The 17,920-nt window shown below is 41.2% G+C and carries 17 protein-coding genes; 12 read left to right on the top strand and 5 right to left on the bottom strand.

Going from position 1 to position 17,920, the window contains the following annotated elements; translation table 11 throughout:
• Nucleotides 1-42: 42 nt before the first annotated feature.
• From AC04Q1_RS15075 to lpxK, 3 genes are read right to left on the bottom strand one after another with little or no spacing between them, the layout of a single operon-like run.
• The gene (locus AC04Q1_RS15075) at nt 43-2,049 is read right to left on the bottom strand and encodes a putative porin (protein ID WP_478365416.1); all 2,007 of its coding nucleotides are present in this window, start codon (nt 2,047-2,049) and stop codon (nt 43-45) included.
• Nucleotide 2,050: 1 nt separating this feature from the next.
• Nucleotides 2,051-2,866: a purine-nucleoside phosphorylase gene (locus tag AC04Q1_RS15070; RefSeq protein ID WP_478365415.1), complete on the bottom strand. Its 816-nt coding sequence runs from the start codon at nt 2,864-2,866 to the stop codon at nt 2,051-2,053.
• Nucleotides 2,838-3,911, bottom strand: coding sequence for a tetraacyldisaccharide 4'-kinase (lpxK, locus tag AC04Q1_RS15065; protein WP_478365414.1), 1,074 nt, complete (start codon nt 3,909-3,911; stop codon nt 2,838-2,840). The genes AC04Q1_RS15070 and lpxK overlap by 29 nt, the downstream gene beginning before the upstream one ends.
• A 48-nt stretch (nt 3,912-3,959) precedes the next feature.
• On the opposite strand from lpxK, the gene AC04Q1_RS15060 reads away from it, so the two are divergent.
• Nucleotides 3,960-4,160 (top strand): hypothetical protein, encoded by a 201-nt coding sequence (locus tag AC04Q1_RS15060; protein ID WP_478365413.1) that lies wholly within the window; start codon nt 3,960-3,962, stop codon nt 4,158-4,160.
• A 10-nt stretch (nt 4,161-4,170) separates the two neighbouring features.
• Here AC04Q1_RS15060 and AC04Q1_RS15055 read toward each other — a convergent pair whose 3' ends face one another.
• Nucleotides 4,171-5,274 (bottom strand): hypothetical protein, encoded by a 1,104-nt coding sequence (locus AC04Q1_RS15055; protein WP_478365412.1) that lies wholly within the window; start codon nt 5,272-5,274, stop codon nt 4,171-4,173.
• A gap of 356 nt (nt 5,275-5,630) precedes the next feature.
• Here AC04Q1_RS15055 and AC04Q1_RS15050 point away from each other — a divergent pair, with 356 nt between their 5' ends.
• The 10 genes from AC04Q1_RS15050 (at nt 5,631) to AC04Q1_RS15005 (ending at nt 15,992) form a co-directional block, all read left to right on the top strand.
• The gene (locus AC04Q1_RS15050) at nt 5,631-6,770 is read left to right on the top strand and encodes a sterol desaturase family protein (RefSeq protein WP_478365411.1); all 1,140 of its coding nucleotides are present in this window, start codon (nt 5,631-5,633) and stop codon (nt 6,768-6,770) included.
• A gap of 429 nt (nt 6,771-7,199) precedes the next feature.
• On the top strand, nt 7,200-8,330 hold the full coding sequence (locus AC04Q1_RS15045) for an NAD(P)/FAD-dependent oxidoreductase (RefSeq protein ID WP_478365410.1): 1,131 nt from the start codon (nt 7,200-7,202) through the stop codon (nt 8,328-8,330).
• Nucleotides 8,331-9,044, top strand: a complete 714-nt coding sequence (locus tag AC04Q1_RS15040; protein WP_478365409.1) for a methyltransferase domain-containing protein — start codon at nt 8,331-8,333, stop codon at nt 9,042-9,044.
• Nucleotides 9,041-10,093, top strand: a complete 1,053-nt coding sequence (locus AC04Q1_RS15035) for a type III polyketide synthase (protein ID WP_478365408.1) — start codon at nt 9,041-9,043, stop codon at nt 10,091-10,093. The genes AC04Q1_RS15040 and AC04Q1_RS15035 overlap by 4 nt, the downstream gene beginning before the upstream one ends.
• Nucleotides 10,094-10,124: 31 nt before the next feature.
• Nucleotides 10,125-10,565, top strand: coding sequence for a 3-hydroxyacyl-ACP dehydratase FabZ family protein (locus tag AC04Q1_RS15030; RefSeq protein ID WP_478365407.1), 441 nt, complete (start codon nt 10,125-10,127; stop codon nt 10,563-10,565).
• Nucleotides 10,558-11,835: a beta-ketoacyl-[acyl-carrier-protein] synthase family protein gene (locus AC04Q1_RS15025; RefSeq protein WP_478365406.1), complete on the top strand. Its 1,278-nt coding sequence runs from the start codon at nt 10,558-10,560 to the stop codon at nt 11,833-11,835. Before AC04Q1_RS15030 ends, AC04Q1_RS15025 begins: the two co-directional genes overlap by 8 nt.
• Nucleotides 11,828-12,091, top strand: a complete 264-nt coding sequence (locus AC04Q1_RS15020) for an acyl carrier protein (RefSeq protein ID WP_478365405.1) — start codon at nt 11,828-11,830, stop codon at nt 12,089-12,091. The genes AC04Q1_RS15025 and AC04Q1_RS15020 overlap by 8 nt, the downstream gene beginning before the upstream one ends.
• Nucleotides 12,078-12,542, top strand: coding sequence for a 4'-phosphopantetheinyl transferase family protein (locus tag AC04Q1_RS15015; protein WP_478365404.1), 465 nt, complete (start codon nt 12,078-12,080; stop codon nt 12,540-12,542). The genes AC04Q1_RS15020 and AC04Q1_RS15015 overlap by 14 nt, the downstream gene beginning before the upstream one ends.
• Nucleotides 12,543-12,778: 236 nt before the next feature.
• Nucleotides 12,779-14,413, top strand: coding sequence for an L-glutamate gamma-semialdehyde dehydrogenase (pruA, locus tag AC04Q1_RS15010; RefSeq protein ID WP_478365403.1), 1,635 nt, complete (start codon nt 12,779-12,781; stop codon nt 14,411-14,413).
• 70 nt (nt 14,414-14,483) lie between these two features.
• Entirely contained in the window at nt 14,484-15,992 is a 1,509-nt protein-coding gene (locus tag AC04Q1_RS15005) for a sulfatase family protein (RefSeq protein WP_478365402.1), read from the top strand.
• 103 nt (nt 15,993-16,095) lie between these two features.
• Here AC04Q1_RS15005 and AC04Q1_RS15000 read toward each other — a convergent pair whose 3' ends face one another.
• Nucleotides 16,096-16,977, bottom strand: coding sequence for an AraC family transcriptional regulator (locus AC04Q1_RS15000; RefSeq protein ID WP_478365401.1), 882 nt, complete (start codon nt 16,975-16,977; stop codon nt 16,096-16,098).
• A 167-nt stretch (nt 16,978-17,144) separates the two neighbouring features.
• On the opposite strand from AC04Q1_RS15000, the gene AC04Q1_RS14995 reads away from it, so the two are divergent.
• Nucleotides 17,145-17,909, top strand: coding sequence for an SDR family NAD(P)-dependent oxidoreductase (locus tag AC04Q1_RS14995; protein WP_478365400.1), 765 nt, complete (start codon nt 17,145-17,147; stop codon nt 17,907-17,909).
• Nucleotides 17,910-17,920 lie beyond the last annotated feature (11 nt).

Below are 17,920 nucleotides of genomic sequence, written 5' to 3'. Positions count from 1 at the left end.
TGCCGATTTTACATTGGCACGGCTTTTTTATGTCTGATGATTTTAATCGTAAAAATTCCAGGTTACGCCAAATTTCAATAAGGCATCTTGCATGGGATATCTGTTTACGGTATAATACCCCTGTTGAAACAAGCCCTGATTGATAAAATCATATTTAACAAACAGATTGGCCCGTTTTAAATTGGCCTTGAAGAATACATCCACAATAGGTTTAGAAACAAAGCTTACCGGGTTGGTTTCATCTATGTAGAACTGCGCAGTTGCAGGCGAATACAAGTAATTTGCATACTCCGTATTGTACCTTACATCGATACCAATGTTTGCCTTTAACACTTTAAAGAAGGTATTATCAAAATAAATACTGTTATAGGTGTAAAATTCAGGTGTTCTTAAAATGGCATTTTTATCCGTTTTTTGGTAAGCAATGTAGTTTTCCATTGCAAATCTGCCAAACTTCCATTTCTTAGACACATCAATCCTGATCAGGCTGATATCTGCTGTTTCCTGCTTAGGTAAAATCGCAGTGGTGCCATTGCTATGGTCGGCGGCGAAATACAGATAGTTACTGGTTAAGAAATATTTAGCTCCCGCATTAAAAGCATATTTGTCATTGATATAGTTAAAAGATAAATTGGCAATTTTGGTATTTTTAAAGTCGTTATTGGTCCATTGGTAGTGGTTGCCATGGTAATAGTCGAAAATGGTAGCTGGCGTTTGGTTCTGCACATAGGCCCCTAATTCAATCCTACCGATTTTTTTACCCAAAAGGATTTTACTTTTTGCTTCATAGAGGTAATCGCCGGCATTTTCGCCCTGTAATATCTGCTCTACATCCAGGTTAAAATCAATATTATTCGAAAACCTGTAACCCGCAGCACCTAGAATGGTAATATTCTGATACGCAAAGCGGCTTTGCTCGTAATTTGTACCGTCTTGTTTAATCCCCAAAAATTCGTGTTTATAATAGTCGTGCCTAATCCCCGCATCAACTTTTAGCTCATTTTTTATGAGTGATGAATTTTTAGGTCTTAAGAAAAAACTATAAATAAATTCATTTTTGATGTGCTGTACATGGGTAGAATCGTTTGTAAATGTTGTGCTGTTTATCCCTGGAGGCAAAACATTGTTCGGATCGGTACCGTTTTTATAAAAATCGTAACTTTCGTTATTGTATTCAAAGGTGTAGCTCACCTTATTGGTTGGCAAAACAGCATTATTTACGTTGGCAGAGGTATCTATTCGGCCTACATAATAAGTCTGCTTTAAAAATACAGTATTCTTTTTATACATATTCCGCGCATCCGATAGGTTTATGGCCTCGGCATCCCTGCTGATCTTATTATAGCCCGGATCAAAAATATTTTGCGCCACTACCGAACCGTTTTCATAACCACGCATGGTGTTAAAAATGGCTGATGCCCACATGTTATACCGTTTGCTTGGCGATTGGTACCAGGAAAATATAGCCACATTCAAATTATCGCCACGTTGCCTCGAGTAAAAGCCCTTAGAATCTCCACGGTTAAAATTGACGCCAACATTCCAGTTTTTCTTAATGTTTTGTGTGTGTATAGCCCTAAAAAGCTGTTCTGTTTTTCCACCACTTATAAAATACAAACTTGTAAAGGGCGTTCTCGCCTGGTAATAAATAATATCTTCGGGTGTGAGCGCATAGTAGTCGAAAGAGTGGAAACCCACATCAAAACCGATCCGTTTACTGGGCTCGAACAACAATGGCCGTGCGGCCAAACCCATGTTGCCCGTGCTGATGGTGGGATGCAAAGGCTGCAAAAGCGGACTGTAGTTCTGGATGTTGGTAGTGGTAGTGTCTAAAGGTAACAGCACAATACTATCTTTACTTAGCGAAAGTTTGGTAAAACGGATGAATTTTGCCGTAAAAACAACAGAATCTTTTCCGCCATCCAGTTTTTTCCTAACCGAATCGAGTTCCTTATTGGTACCAACGTTTGTTTTTAGATCCTGTGCAAAGGCATTATTGATGCCAGCGAGCATGAACAGCAAAAAACAGATTTGAACGACCTTACGCATTTTACAGTTCGGCGATTAAGCGGGTTAAAATTTCTGTCATTTTTGGTTCTGCTTTGGCTGCAGCCGCTAAAATCTCCTCTAAATTAAAGGGCTGGAGATCCTCAGGAAAACCTTCATCTGTTAACACCGAAATAGCGAAAACAGGTAAGCCTGCGTGGTTGGCCACAATGACTTCTGGGACAGTGCTCATGCCAACGGCATCCGCACCAATTAAACGTAAATATTTATATTCTGCCTTGGTCTCTAAATTTGGACCTGAAACGGCAACATAAACGCCTTTATGACATTTAATATCAACTTCCTGGGCAATAGTTAAAGCCTTTGCAATGATATCGCGTTTGTAAGGCTGGCTCATATCCGGAAAACGGGGACCCAGTTCACTTTCGATTAATCCACGCAACGGGTTATCGGGCTGCAGGTTAATATGATCTTCGATAACCATCAAATCACCTTTTCTGAACTCAGGATTTAATGAACCTGCTGCATTGGATACAATCAGGTTTTCGATACCCAAACCCTTCATTACCCTTACAGGGAAGGTAATCTGTTGCATGCTATAGCCTTCATAATAATGTAAACGCCCTTGCATGGCAATAATTTTCTTACCGTTTAATGTTCCAAAGATTAATTTACCACTATGAAACTCTAAAGTTGAAATGGGAAAATTTGGGATATTGGAATACATCAACTGATGTTCAACTTCGATTTCTTTTACCAGGCCACCCAGGCCTGTTCCTAAAATAATACCTATTTCTGGCTTAAAGTTCTCTGTTTTACGTTTTATATATTCAACGGTTTCTTCTATTGCTCTTAACATAGTTTAAAATGAGTTCGTCAAAGGTAATCTTATCTTCTTCAAATAATTCAACCTCGATGGGTAAATAATATACGGGTAAATCTACCAGTAAATCTTCAAATCCGGTAGCTCTTAAACGCTTGCTATCCTTTTCTGTTGTGATGATGATTTTTTCTTTTTTATTTTCCGCTAAAAAAGTGCTTTTTAACTTTTTGATATCTGCTTCTTTAAAAGCATAATGATCCGGATATTTTTCGTGTTTAATGTTTCTGGAATATTTACCGAGTTCTTCGATCAGTGGGTCCGGGTTCGCAATTCCCGTTAAGAGAAAGATTTCGAAATCCCTTACCGATTCGACCGTGCGGCTTTCGTTATGGTACAAATGAACAAGATTGCCATATTTTAGGTAAGAGTGCAATACGGGCTGATGGGCATTGGGCTGCAGTTCGTTTACTGAGGCCTGTTGTGCAACATGTAACAAGGGCACCGGCGATTTGGTCACCAGTAATACATCAGCCCTTTTACGCGAGGAGAAAACATCCCTTAAATTACCTGCAGGCAATAAAAATTGCAAGGTGCCCAATTTCCTGAATTCAAAAAGCAGGATATTAAAGCCCGCCCTTACCGCACGGTGCTGAAAGGCATCATCGAGGATAATTAAATCATGGTTTTCTTTAAGCTGATTAATCCCATTCACACGATTTTCGCAAACGGCAACGGTTACACCTGCAAATTTCTGATGGTATTGTAAAGGTTCATCGCCTATGGTTTCGGCAGTGGCATGGGCATCCGCCAGGATAAATCCTTTTGTTTTGCGGCCATAGCCCCTACTCAATATCGCGATTTTATAATCGGCCAATAACCGCACCAGATATTCGGTGGTAGGCGTTTTGCCCGATCCGCCAACAGCCAGATTGCCCACACAGATTACGGGTAAATCGAATGGTACAGATCGCATCAATCCCCAATCGTATAATTTTTTGCGGAGTGTAATGGCTATTCCATAAATCAATGAAAAAGGAAGCAGTAAAAGGCGTAGATAGTTCAATAGCATATCGTGGTTCAAAAATACTGATTATTTAAAAAAGAAAGGCATGAGCCAATAAAGCAACCGTTGAGTACGGGAAATGGTTTTCATCAGGATGTAAAATGGAAACAGTCGGAAGTCCGGAGTCCGAAATCGATTAGCCTTTCGGGTTGGGAGTTCAGCGTTGCGGGTTTGGAGTGGATGAACCGATTAATCAGCCTTGCGCTTGGCGTACGGTTAACCGATTTGCGTTTGGGGTTTGGCAGCCGACATCAATTAACCAGTTAACCCAAAGAAATTAAAACTGTTCCAATATGTCCTTATCCGATTTATAGGTTTCGACAATTACCTTTGGAATGGATAGATTATGTTTTTGATAGCTCTCACTCCAAAGCTCAACATTGTTCTTTTTAGGGTATTGATAAAAATCCTGTCTGAGTTTTAAGGTAGAATAATTGTTGCTGTTTTTTTGTTCAGGATCTATATTCTCCAAAAAAACCAGTTCCATTTCCGCCGAAGGTTCCCCTTCTGAGAATAATCCGGCTACCACATTACACTTTAAATAGGTAGAAGATAACTTTGATAAACCATTTTCGATGGTATAGTTTTGTCTGTTTATCCAGATCATACTTTTGTTTATCGTAGCAATATTGCTTTCCATTCCTTTAATCAGGTGTTTATCTACCGTGATGTAAACCCATCCATTCTTGCGTTTGTACAATACATTCCTTGCCCTGGTGAAAGATATTTTATAACATTTTGTGCCTTCGTATTCTACCTGACCTTCAATTTCATAATCGTTATCCTCGCTCAACATGTTATCGTTGAGATTACTTACAAAATAAGATTTGAGTTCGATTCTCAAATCAACCGCATAATTGATCTTCACACTACCGGTTTTCCTGAGCTCTTTGAGTCTTCTTAGTCCCTCGAGCTGTAACCTGATATCGTTTTTATATTCATCGGTACGGAGGTTAAATAAGCCTTCGGCATAACTATAGTATTTGCCATCTTTTACCATGTACTGTCTGCACAACAGTTTTTCGCTCACCACACCGGTATCTGCAAGGTGCGCGACCGCGTTTTTCATTAAGCTAGCAGCAAAATTGGCTGCATAAATATGCACATCATCCAATTTAACGTATTTGTCTTTTAGCTTAACGATGAGGTCGCTGGCACTGCTGCGCTCATCAACCCTAACTGAATGGCTTTCGTAACCCACCGAACTGAAGGAAAGCGATTGGCCCTTAATCAACGAATCTATTTTAAAGCTAAAGTTTCCTTCTGGATCGCTCAGGGCGATTAATTTTTGTTTATTATAAATCGATACCGATGCGATGCCTTTATTTCCCTCGCCAACCACCCATCCTTTAATGATTTGTTGCGCCCATACATGCGGCAAGATGAAAAAACAGCTTATTAGAATTGATAATATGATTTTTGAGCGGTATGACATAGGTTTGAGGCGTTATTTGGTTATTTAAAGGTGTAATTTAATTATTCTCTTTAAATAACAAAAATATAAAGAAGGTTAGGCGTTTGGAGTGGATGATTGATCAGCCTTGCGTTTGGAGCCCGGCGTTTTGCTTATAATTTGCCCAATGTTCAATAACCAATTATTAATGGACGATTAGGCCATCAACTATTGACCAGTTTTCAATTGATAGTTAACCGATTTCAACAATTAACCGATTAACCCAATGCACGGTTATTTTATATTTTTTTTATTATCATTGTTGTCTATCAAAAACATATTTAATGTCTCCGAATAAAAGATTAGTAGTAGGCCAGGGCCAGATTAGTGGATATATCTCAATTTTCTTAGCTGTGCTGGCAATTTTAGGCATCCTGTGTTTTCATTATCCAGAAAAACTCACCACACCCGAGTTCCGCGAAATATATACCAAGGATAGCATGGAAGTTTTAATGCTTGGTGGTGTGATTGCCTGTTTCTTCTTTTCATTATTAAGCTTAATCCTGAGCAAAAAACTGAAATGGGCCTGGCCTGGTTTTGCGTTAGGTGCCTTGGCAGTGATACTGGGTGCATTAAGTGTGGAAGGCCGCGATGTTGCTAAATCAGGCTGGCATTTCGGTTTAGATTGGATGATTTTAGATCTGCTTTTAATGGTGGCCATTTTTGTCCCTTTAGAATTATTCTTCCCAAAAAACAACGAGCAGACCAAATTCCACGAAGAGTGGCGCACCGATTTAACCTATTTTGTAATTAGTCACCTTTTTATCCAGTTTTTTGGTATTGTGACCCAAAAACCTGCCGTATTGTTTTTCGGCTGGATGGGTTTAGACAAACTTCATACCTGGGTGCAAGGCTTGCCTTTTATTGTGGCTCTGTTCCTGGCATTTTTTAGCACCGATTTATTTCAATACTGGGCACACCGTTTCTTTCACACCCGGGTATCGCTTTGGCGTTTCCACTCCATACACCACTCTACGCAGAATATGGATTGGCTTGCCGGAAGCCGCACGCACTTTATTGATATCTTTTTTACCCGTGCCATGACCTTTATTCCACTTTACGTATTGGGTTTCTCATCCACTGTTTTCAATGTATACATCATTTTTATCGCGATACACGCGGTACTGATCCATGCCAATACGCGGATAAACTTCGGCCCGATAAAATATATTTTCACTACCCCTCAATATCACCATTGGCACCATTGCGAAGACCCTAAATATTACGGACATAATTTCGCTTCCATATTCCCTTTTATCGATATGATTTTTGGCACCTATTATTTACCGGGCAAGGAATGGCCGGCCGGAACGGGTGTACACGAAGCGGCCTATCCGAAAGGTTTTCTTAAACAAACCATTTATCCCTTTACCAAGAGTCCGTTTGATACAGATTTGAACATGGAAGAAAGAAGCGATAGATAAACCTGTCGCTAAAGCTCCTTTCCTACGAATGTTGAATAGCTCATCGCAATAAAATCTTTAAGCTACTGATGCATGCATTTAGTAACGAGCGCAAACAATACAATCATAAAGATTAGTTGGAAATCAGGGGCTGTAGATATCATTAATGTTTGTCGGGCTTTCCGCTAAATCTTTTGTTTTGAAGGAAAACAAATTATATCGCTGCAATCCCGTTTAATCAAAACCAACACTGCTACTATTAAAGGTTTACAAACGCAATGGAAATGGCTATAAACAAATAATCATTCCGATCAGATGTTACCATCTGACAGCACCCTACACGCCCAGCTGCGCGCCCTCTGCGATTTTCTCTCTGCACTTTGCGGTTAAAGCTACACAACTGGAACAAACACCTCGTTAAAACGTTATATTAGCGTTCCATCTCATCATATGCAGTCCGAAACAGAAATTTTAATTATTGGCGGTGGATTGGCAGGCTTAACAGCGGCACTCCATTTGAACAAACTGGGCTTACCTGTCATACTGATCGAGAAAGATACTTATCCCCACCACAAAGTTTGTGGCGAGTACATTTCGAACGAAGTGCTCCCCTATTTTGAATGGCTGGGTTTAACTATCGAAAACCTGAACCCTGCATTCATCAGCGATCTGCTTTTCACTTCCCTTTCGGGCAAAAGCATTCAGCGCAAATTACCGCTTGGTGGTTTTGGCTTAAGCCGTTATATCATCGACCATTATCTCTATACCGAGCTCATCAAAAGAAATATCAGGGTAATCCACGAGCGGGTGTTGCAGATCAATTTTAACCATGATCAATTTACGGTAGAAACAGCTAACAGCATTTATGTTGCGCCCTATGTGATCGGGGCTTATGGAAAAAGATCAGCGATCGATGTAAAGCTCAACCGGGATTTCATTCATAAACAATCGCCCTATCTTGCCGTTAAAGCACACTATAAAGCAGATTTCCCGAACAATGTGGTTGGACTGCATAATTTCAACGGCGGCTATTGTGGCGTTTCGAAAGTAGAAAACAACCGGTTAAACATCTGTTATCTGGCCGATTATGAAAGTTTTAAAAAACACAAAAATATTGTGGCGTACCAGGAAAACATTCTTTACAAAAACAGTCATTTAAAGGCTATTTTCGAAAATGCTGAAAGCTTATTCGCGGCTCCACTAACCATTAGTCAGGTTTCTTTTGAGGTCAAAGAACCTGTTTATCAACACCTCTTAATGATTGGGGATACTGCCGGGCTGATCCATCCGCTCTGCGGAAATGGCATGGCCATGGCCATTCATAGTGCCAAAATCGTTTCAGAACTATTGATTCAAAAGATGAATGGCAAAATTGCTTCGCGTGCAGTACTGGAACAAAAGTATACCGCACAATGGAACGGTGCCTTCAAAAACCGCTTAAAGATGGGCAGGATTTTATCTTCTTTATTAAGGAACAATACACTCGAAAGTTTTGCCATGAATACTTTAAGCAACATGCCCTTTTTGCTCGATAAAATCATTAAACAAACCCACGGAAAACCCATCACTATTCCACAATAAATGGCTATAGATACCACATATAGAAGCACTGCCCCAGAAATTATGGACGATTTTGCCATGGAAGGTGAAATACTCCGCGATGCGCTCGATAAAATCGCCAGCATTAACCAATTGCTTGGCGGCAATAAAATTACATTGGATGGCATCAAAAGCTTAATCCGCAGCAAACCAAAGGAGGAAGTTATACGTATTACTGATATTGGCTGTGGAAATGGCGATATGCTGCGCACTTTGGCTGATTATGCCAAAAGCAAGGGGTTACATTTTATTTTAAAAGGAATTGATGCCAACAGTTTTACGGTTAAACATGCGCAAAGTTTATCTAATCAATATGGGAATATCTCTTATCAGTGTAGCAATATTTTTGAAGATTTAGATCAAGATGAACCCTGCGATATTATGCTTTGCACCTTAACACTACACCATTTTAAGGATGAAGAAATTATTGATCTGTTGGAAAATTTTAAAAGATCGGCCAAAATGGGCATTGTCATCAACGATCTGCAAAGAAGTGCATTGGCTTATCGCCTTTTTAAAGCCTTATGTTATGTGTTCCGTTTAAACGATATGTCGCGCGAGGATGGATTGGTATCCATTCTCCGGGGATTTAAAAGAGCCGACCTGATCAAATACAGCAAACAATTAAACCTGAAATCGGGTTCGATTAAATGGAAATGGGCTTTCCGCTACCAATGGATAATTAAAACAATATGAGCGTAACCGTAAAAGCAGTAAGTAAAGCCTTGCCCGAATTCTGGAGATCAACTGATGAGATTCTGCCCTTTCTTGATGCTTGGCTAAAAGATCAGGACGACCGCTTTGTTAGAAAAGTAAAGAAGATTTTCGAAGGTGCGGCGGTTGATAAACGTTATTCGATCATGTCGCCTGAAGAAGTGTTCAGCGATTTAAGTTTTGAAGAACGCAATACCATTTATGTTAGGGAAGGCATCAAACTGGGTGCGCAATGCTTAACCTCAGCGCTTGAAAAAGCGGGTTGGCAGGCACAGGATGTGGATTACATTATTACGGTAAGCTGTACAGGCATTATGATTCCTTCTTTAGATGCCTATCTGATCAATTTATTGAAACTCCGTCAGGATATTGTTCGCCTGCCGGTAACCGAAATGGGCTGTGCCGCTGGGGTATCGGGTATGATTTATGCTAAAAATTTCCTGAAAGCAAATCCTGGTAAGCGGGCAGCGGTTGTTGCGGTTGAATCGCCAACGGCGACTTTTCAGCTAAATGATTTTTCGATGGCCAACATTGTAAGTGCGGCCATATTTGGCGATGGTGCGGCCTGTGTGCTGTTAAGTTCGGATGAAGCAGATGGTGGACCAGAAATATTAGCCGAAGAAATGTACCATTTCTACGATGCCGAAGAGATGATGGGTTTTAAACTCACCAATACCGGATTGCAAATGGTATTGGATGTAGCGGTACCCGAAACCATAGCTGATCATTTTCCTAACATTATTCACCCTTTTCTGGCCAAAAACAATTTACTTATAGATGATATCAACCACCTGATTTTCCACCCCGGCGGGAAAAAGATCATCCAGATCGCAGAAGAACTGTTTGGCCAGCTCGGCAAAAACATCGATGAGACCAAAGAAGTATTAAGGCTTTATGGAAATATGAGCAGCGCAACGGTTTTATATGTTTTAGAAAGGATGATGGATAAGAAACCCGCAGCCGGCGAAAAAGGTTTGATGCTCAGCTTCGGCCCAGGTTTCTCGGCCCAGCGTATTCTTTTACAGTGGTAAATATTCAAAATTCAACCATTCACCCTTCCTCATGACAAAAGATGAAATATTAGCTAAACTTCCCTACGGCAAATCTTTTCTATTTGTTGATGAGTTGTTGCATATTGATGAAAACGGTGCAACGGGAACATACACCTATGGTAAAGATCTTCCTTTCTACGAAAGTCATTTTAAAGATCATCCGGTTACGCCAGCGGTAATCCTCACCGAAACCATGGCTCAGATTGGCCTGGTGTGTTTAGGGATTTATCTGTTAAAAGATATTGATCAAAAGGTATCCATCGCCATGACATCAAACGCCGTTGACTTTTTAAAACCAGTTTATCCGGGCGAGCAGGTTAAGGTAACGAGTGAGAAAGTGTATTTTAGGTTTAATAAATTAAGCTGCAATGTAAGAATGGAAAATGCAGCTGGCGAAATAGTCTGCAAAGGAAATATTTCGGGTATGTTAATTTCAAAAGAAAATGAGTAACAGAGTCGTGATTACAGGTTTAGGCATTTGCGCACCCAATGGGACGACTATTCCGGAATTTTCGGAGGCGATAAAAAATGGTGTTTCTGGTATCCGCCATCAGCCCGACCTCGAGGCTTTAAATTTTTCCTGCCAGATAGCCGGAAAACCCGAGTTAAGTGACGAACGCATTAGTCAGTATTTTACGCCCCTCGAATTACGCAACCTGAACAGCACAGGAATTGTTTATGGGGTAATTGCTGGTTTAGATGCCTGGAAGGATGCAGGTTTGGCCATAGAGAACAATGAAGAACCCGATTGGGACAGCGGCACCATTTTCGGCGCCGGAACTTCGGGAATAGATAAATTTAGGTGGGCGATTAATAAAATCGATGAACTGGAAATCAAAAAGCTGGGCAGTTCTGTGGTGATCCAGACCATGGCCAGTGGCGTAAGTGCATTTATCAGTGGAAAACTCGGTTTAGGGAATCAGGTAAGCACCAATTCATCAGCTTGTGCCACCGGGGCCGAAAGCATTTTACTGGCCTACGAAAGGATTAAAACCGGACAAGCCACAAGGATGCTGGCAGGCAGCACCAGCGATAGCGGTCCATACATTTGGGGCGGTTTTGATGCAATGAAAGTATGCACCTTTAAACATAACCACGAACCTGAAAAAGGCAGCAGGCCCATGAGTGTAACGGCAAGTGGTTTTGTACCGGGAAGTGGTGCCGGGGCATTGGTTTTAGAATCGTTGGAAAGTGCAGTCGCCAGAAAGGCCAAAATTTATGGAGAAGTGCTTGGTGGACACATCAATGCTGGCGGTCAGCGGGGCCTGGGCACCATGACGGCACCAAATCCTACTGCCGTTCAAAAATGCATACAGGCCGCTTTACAAAATGCAGGTATCGAGGCTCACCAAATAGATGTAATTAACGGCCACCTTACCGCTACAACCAAGGATGCATTGGAAATTGAAAACTGGAAAACCGCATTACAATTACCGGCGGATGATTTCCCATATATGAATTCACTAAAAGGCATGATCGGCCATTGCATCGCAGCATCGGGCAGCATTGAATGTGTGGCTTCGGTACTGGAACTTCACGAAGGGTTTATTTTCCCCAATATTAACTGTGAAGACTTAAACCCTGAGATTAGCGAATTAATCGATGTAAAAAGTATTCCACAAACTTTAATTCAACAACCATTTAATATCTTAGCGAAAGCCAGTTTTGGATTTGGCGACATTTATGCCTGCGTTATCTTTAAAAAATACTCCCATGAATAAAGAACAGATCATCGAAGCCTTAAAAACAATTGTTGAGCCTTATAGCGAAGAAACGACGGCTTTGGCCGATATAGACGAAAACACCGATTTTATTAATGACCTTAAAATAAACTCTGCCAATCTGGTTGACATCATTTTAGACATTGAAGAAAAATTCAAGATCGAAATAGACAACGATTCGATGGCAAAAATGCTCAATGTAAAAGCCACAACGGAAATCATAGCAGAAAAACTGGAAGCGCGTGCTGGGCAATGATATTGTTGATTTAGTTTTGGCCAAAACCCAAAGCAACTGGCGGCGTAAAAATTACCTCCATAAAATTTTCACGGCTGAAGAACAGTTACTGATTACTTCATCTGAAAACCCTGATGAAATGGTTTGGCTATTGTGGAGCATGAAAGAATCGGCCTATAAAATATATAACCGTAAAACCGGTATCAGGAGTTTCGCCCCGAAAAGTTTAAAGTGTTCGATCCATTCAAACACCGGGCAAACTTATGGTGAGGTGAATATTGAGGATCATACTTATTTCACGAAAAGCGATATTGAAACAAGCTATCTTCATACAGTAGCGTCAGCTGAATCTGGCAACTTAAAAAGCATCAGCATTGTCATTTACACATCTCCAGATCATTTATTCGATTATAAAAGCACAAAACCAGGCTCTGTGAGCCATCATGGGCAGTATCTGGCTTTGGTGTATTAATTACAAGGTGACAGATTCTTTGCCACCCTGTGGATAATTTGTCAACGCGTCTGCTAAGATCCAAACTATCCATATTTTAACCACAACTTCTTTAAAATTACCTGCTCCCTGGCTTCGGTCTCCGGACTTCCGCCTTCGGACTGCCTACACAAACGTTTGCCCGCTTTTCTTTACAGAATAATGGAATGGCCTAGCTCAAAAAGCCTTATATTTGCCCAAATCATAAAAAATAAAATATGCTTAAAGGATTTTTTAACGTACCCGCTCCGGTAAACGAACCTATATTAAATTATGGCCCAGGCAGTAAAGAACGTGCACTTTTAAAAGAAGCACTGGCCGAAGCCCGCTCTTACCAACAAGACATTCCGATGTATATTGGCAGCAAACAAGTTCATACCAGCAAAAAAGGTAAAGTTGTTGCACCACACGATCACCAACATATTTTAGCCCAGTTCAGTATTGGCGATAAAACCCATATCACTCAGGCAATTGACGCTGCTTTAGCAGCAAAACAGGATTGGGAAAACCTAACATGGGAACACCGCGCTGCTATTTTCTTAAAAGCTGCCGACCTGATTGCAGGTAAATACCGCTATAAATTAAACGCTGCGACGATGTTGGGGCAAAGCAAAAATGCCTACCAGGCTGAAATTGATGCCGCTTGCGAACTGATCGATTTCTTGCGTTTTAACGTAAGTTATATGGTAGATATTTACAAACAGCAACCTCCTGTTTCTCCGCGTGGAAGCTGGAACCGTGTAGAGCAACGCCCTTTAGAAGGTTTTGTGTTCGCCCTTACGCCTTTCAACTTTACAGCTATCGCGGCTAATTTACCTGCATCTGCTGCGATGATGGGTAACGTTGTGGTTTGGAAACCTGCCGATACACAGGTTTACGCTGCTAACCTGTTGATGGAAATTTTCCGCGAAGCGGGTTTACCTGATGGCGTAATCAACTTGGTATATGCTGATGGTCCTGAAACTGGAGAAGTAATTTTTAACCACGCTGATTTTGCAGGGATCCACTTTACAGGCTCTACCAAAGTATTCCAGGAAATCTGGCAAACTATCGGAACAAACATCCATAAATACCGGTCATATCCACGTATCGTGGGCGAAACCGGTGGTAAAGATTTTATCCTGGTTCATCCATCGGCACAAACGAAAGTTGCCAGCACAGCCATTGTTCGTGGTGCTTTCGAATATCAGGGACAAAAATGTTCTGCAGCCAGCCGTGTGTACATTGCAGAAAGCCTTTGGCCGGAAATTAAAGAACAAATGTTAGCTGATCTGGCTACCTTCAAAATGGGCGGAACAGAAGATTTCGGCAATTTTATCAATGCTGTTATCGATGAGCGTTCTTTTGATAAACTGGCTAAATATATCGACCAGGCTAAAAAAGATAAAGGTGTAGAAATTATCGCCGGTGGTAACTACGATAAAACGAAGGGCTATTTCATCGAACCAACCATTTTAGTGGTTGATGATCCGAAATACACCACCATGAGCGAAGAATTGTTCGGTCCGGTTTTAACGGTTTATGTTTACGCCGATAAAGATTTCGATCAGATTTTAGAAGTAATTGATACCACTTCTCCATACGCTCTAACCGGTGCTTTAATCGCACAAGACAGGTATGCGATTGATAAGGCAAGTCATGCTTTACGCAATTCGGCTGGTAACTTCTACATCAACGATAAATGTACTGGTGCCGTTGTAGGTCAGCAGCCATTTGGTGGCGCAAGAGGCTCAGGCACAAATGATAAGGCAGGCTCAATGATCAACTTATTGCGTTGGGTTTCTCCACGTACGATTAAAGAGGTTTTCGAATCGCCAACTGATTACCGTTACCCGTTTTTAGCAGCAGATTAATATTATAATATATCAGGCCAGACATCATTGTTTGGCCTTTTTTATGCCTAACCGAATACCTTTTCTAACCATGAACCACAAATTTTTACTTTCCCTTATTATTGGCCTCGCCAGCTTTAATCTTTATGCTACCGCACAAAAGAAACCCAATGTGATTATCATCTATGCCGATGATCTGGGTTATGGCGACCTCAGTTGCTATGGTGCAACCAAAATCAAAACACCAAATATTGATGCACTGGCCAAACAGGGATTAAGGTTTACCAATGGTCACGCCACAGCCTCCACCTGTACCCCTTCGCGTTATTCGTTAATGACGGGCAGATATGCCTGGCGTAAAAAGGGAACTGGTGTTTTACCTGGCGACGCGGCATTGATCGTACCGACAGATAACAGCTCACTTCCAGCCGTTTTTCAGCAGGCAGGTTATAAAACAGGCTTGGTTGGTAAATGGCATTTAGGCCTGGGTACTGCAGTTGAAAAAGACTGGAACAAGGAAGTAAAACCCGGTCCGAGAGAAGTAGGTTTTGATTATTCGTTTATTTTCCCGGCTACTGCCGATCGGGTGCCAACCGTTTTTATGGAAAACCAATTGGTGGTGGGTTTAGATCCGAAAGATCCGATTACGGTTGATTACAAAAATCCCGTGGGTACTGATCCAACCGGGAAAGATCATCCTGAGCTTTTAAAAATGCCTGCAGAAGCGAATCATGGCCACAACATGACGATTGTAAACGGCATAGGACGCATCGGTTATATGCAGGGTGGTAAATTGGCACGCTGGACGGATGAAGAAATCCCTTTCACCTTTTTAACTAAAGCCAAAAACTTTATTGAAAACCATAAACAAGAACCGTTTTTTCTATATTATGCCTTAACCGAACCACATGTACCCCGCTTACCCGCCACCATGTTTAAAGGCAAAAGTGAACTGGGTTACAGGGGCGATGTAATTTTACAGCTCGACTGGGCCGTTGGCGAAATTACGAAACAACTGAAATACCTTGGTCTGGATAAAAACACCATGATTATTTTTAGCAGTGACAACGGACCTGTAATTATGGATGGTTATGAAGATCAGGGTGCTGAAAAGCTGAACGGACATACGCCTGCTGGCGAATTGCGTGGTGGCAAATACAGCATTTTGGAAGGTGGTACCCGCGAACCTTTTATTGTTTCGTGGCCGGCTAAAATAAAACCTGGTGTTTCCAATGCGCTCGTTTCGCAAATCGATTTCCTGGCCTCTTTTGCCAGTTTCTTCAATATTGAAAGCAAAAATGCCATCGACAGTAAAAATGTGTGGAATGCTTTTATTGGAAAAGATGCCAAGGGCCGCGATTTTTACATCGAACAGAGCAACCAACTGGCTATTGTTAAAGATAACTGGAAATACATCCGGCCATCAAAGGGAGAAGCCTATTACAAACTTACACATACCGATAGCGGCAACCTGCCTACGGCCCAGTTATATAACTTAGCAGATGATGTAGGCGAGAAAAACAACCTGGCCTCAAAATACCCTGAAAAAATAAAAGAACTGGAAGCTCTATTAAGTACAGAAGAAGCGAAAACAAAGTAAGCCTTGGGTCCTCTCATAACTATAAAGCTCCTTCGGCCACGCTCAGGATGACATGATGCGATAGAATACATGGCGATTATCCATCCTGAACGTGGTCGAAACACTAATCCACCAGCAACATCTTCTTATATTCCTTGGGCGTAACTCCTTTGGCGAGTTTAAAAAACTTATTAAAATTAGAAAGACTGTTGAAACCGCACGAATAAGCCAGCTCACTGATCTGCTGATCGCTCTGGGCCATTAACTTACAGGCATGGCCTATCCTCACCTCATTTACAAAGGTTACAAAAGTTTTCTGCGTGCGGTTTTTGAAATACCGGCAAAAGGCCTGCTTGTTCATATTTGTCATTTCGGCGGCCGCATGGAGCAGGATTTCCTGATTAAAATTATCAAAAACGTATTTTAAAATTTTATCCATCCGGTCGTTATCTTTCAACTGATAGTTGTTCGTATACCCCGGGCTGGTTAACAATTCGTAATTCCTGGTGGAGCAGAGCAGGTTTAAAATTTCGAGTACCCCGATTAAACGCCCGATTTCTTCGGTCTGCAGGGCTACTTTTAACATCAGCTCCTTTAACTTCTTCTTCACTTCATCACCAAATTTCATTCCCCTTTTGGCCAGTTGAAGAAAGTTTTTGATGCGCTGGATATTATCGGGTTCCTTAAAAAGATCAAGAATTTTATCCGGATGTATAAATATGGAAACTGAGCGCGCGTGTGCATGTGCATCTACATCGTTAAAATATTGGTTACTGTTATGCCATACATGCGGTAGGTTAGAGCCTACAAAAATCAGCTCGTCGGAATTAAAATCTTCGATGCTATCGCCGATCATGCGCCGTCCTTCACTTTCGATGGTGTAAGTAAGCTGGCATTCTTCATGGAAATGAAACTCGGTAGAAAAATAAGGTGCATCTACTACCTTTAAACCATAAACATCGTTTACCTTACCATCCAGTATTTTAGCAAAAATGGGTTTCATCATATTTGGTTAACGAAGGCAAGTTATAAAAAACTGATATATTATCATAACTCAACACTTAAATAACAATAATAGCTAATATAGAGTCAGTATCAGCGAACCCTATTCCAGTCATTCTAAATTTTCATCAATAAATTAGCGAAATATTAACCAAATATTAAAACACAGACATGCTAGAAAATAAAATTATCGTACTTACAGGCGGAGGAGGTGGTATCGGTTGGGAATGCGCAAAAGCTTATGTAAAAGCAGGCGCTACCGTTTGTATATTAGATAAAAACCAGCTCAGCAATGATAAACTGGAGAAACTTAAAAGCAAAGATACATTAGCTTTAATTTGTAACCTGGCCAACGAAGCCGAGGTGGCTGATGCATTTAATACCATCATCGATAAGTATGGCCGCATCGATGCCATCCACAATAATGCAGCCATTGCCCATCCATCAAAAACCTTAGATCAGACGAGTAACCCGGAGTGGGATTTATTAATGGATATCAATTTAAAAAGCATTTTATTCACGACCCGTTACGGGATAGCGCATTTAAAAAAATCTCAGGGTTGCATTTTAAATACAAGTTCGATGGTGGGCAGTATCGGCCAGGATAACCATGCGGTTTATGTGGCTACTAAAGGAGCAATTAACGCCCTCACCAAAGCCATGGCCTTAGATTATGCTCCATTTAAAATCAGGGTGAACGCCATATCGCCCGCAGCAATAAACACCCCAACATTACAGGCCTGGAGCCGGGAGCAACCTAATGCAGGTGAAATTGAAAAATACCTGAATCACTTACAGCCACTAGGCGATATGCCTGCAGGCGATGTCATTGCCGATGCCTGTACTTTTTTATTGAGCAACGCTGCCCGCTTTATTACCGGAACTATTTTACCGGTAAGTGGTGGTGCAGAACTTGGCTATAGAACCATTTTATAATCCCGACAATT

Source organism: Pedobacter humicola (genome assembly GCF_056490705.1).
Note: the sequence above shows the minus strand (reverse complement) of the source record. Positions and strands in the feature narration are given on the sequence as shown.

What these genes read in the sequence shown, in the direction of transcription:
- AC04Q1_RS15075 (WP_478365416.1), bottom strand. Translation starts at nt 2,049, where the DNA reads ATGCGTAAGGTCGTTCAAATCTGTTTTTTGCTGTTCATGCTCGCTGGC.
- AC04Q1_RS15070 (WP_478365415.1), bottom strand. Translation starts at nt 2,866, where the DNA reads ATGTTAAGAGCAATAGAAGAAACCGTTGAATATATAAAACGTAAAACA.
- AC04Q1_RS15050 (WP_478365411.1), top strand. Translation starts at nt 5,631, where the DNA reads ATGTCTCCGAATAAAAGATTAGTAGTAGGCCAGGGCCAGATTAGTGGA.
- AC04Q1_RS15045 (WP_478365410.1), top strand. Translation starts at nt 7,200, where the DNA reads ATGCAGTCCGAAACAGAAATTTTAATTATTGGCGGTGGATTGGCAGGC.
- AC04Q1_RS15040 (WP_478365409.1), top strand. Translation starts at nt 8,331, where the DNA reads ATGGCTATAGATACCACATATAGAAGCACTGCCCCAGAAATTATGGAC.
- AC04Q1_RS15035 (WP_478365408.1), top strand. Translation starts at nt 9,041, where the DNA reads ATGAGCGTAACCGTAAAAGCAGTAAGTAAAGCCTTGCCCGAATTCTGG.
- AC04Q1_RS15030 (WP_478365407.1), top strand. Translation starts at nt 10,125, where the DNA reads ATGACAAAAGATGAAATATTAGCTAAACTTCCCTACGGCAAATCTTTT.
- AC04Q1_RS15025 (WP_478365406.1), top strand. Translation starts at nt 10,558, where the DNA reads ATGAGTAACAGAGTCGTGATTACAGGTTTAGGCATTTGCGCACCCAAT.
- AC04Q1_RS15020 (WP_478365405.1), top strand. Translation starts at nt 11,828, where the DNA reads ATGAATAAAGAACAGATCATCGAAGCCTTAAAAACAATTGTTGAGCCT.
- pruA (WP_478365403.1), top strand. Translation starts at nt 12,779, where the DNA reads ATGCTTAAAGGATTTTTTAACGTACCCGCTCCGGTAAACGAACCTATA.
- AC04Q1_RS15005 (WP_478365402.1), top strand. Translation starts at nt 14,484, where the DNA reads ATGAACCACAAATTTTTACTTTCCCTTATTATTGGCCTCGCCAGCTTT.
- AC04Q1_RS15000 (WP_478365401.1), bottom strand. Translation starts at nt 16,977, where the DNA reads ATGATGAAACCCATTTTTGCTAAAATACTGGATGGTAAGGTAAACGAT.
- AC04Q1_RS14995 (WP_478365400.1), top strand. Translation starts at nt 17,145, where the DNA reads ATGCTAGAAAATAAAATTATCGTACTTACAGGCGGAGGAGGTGGTATC.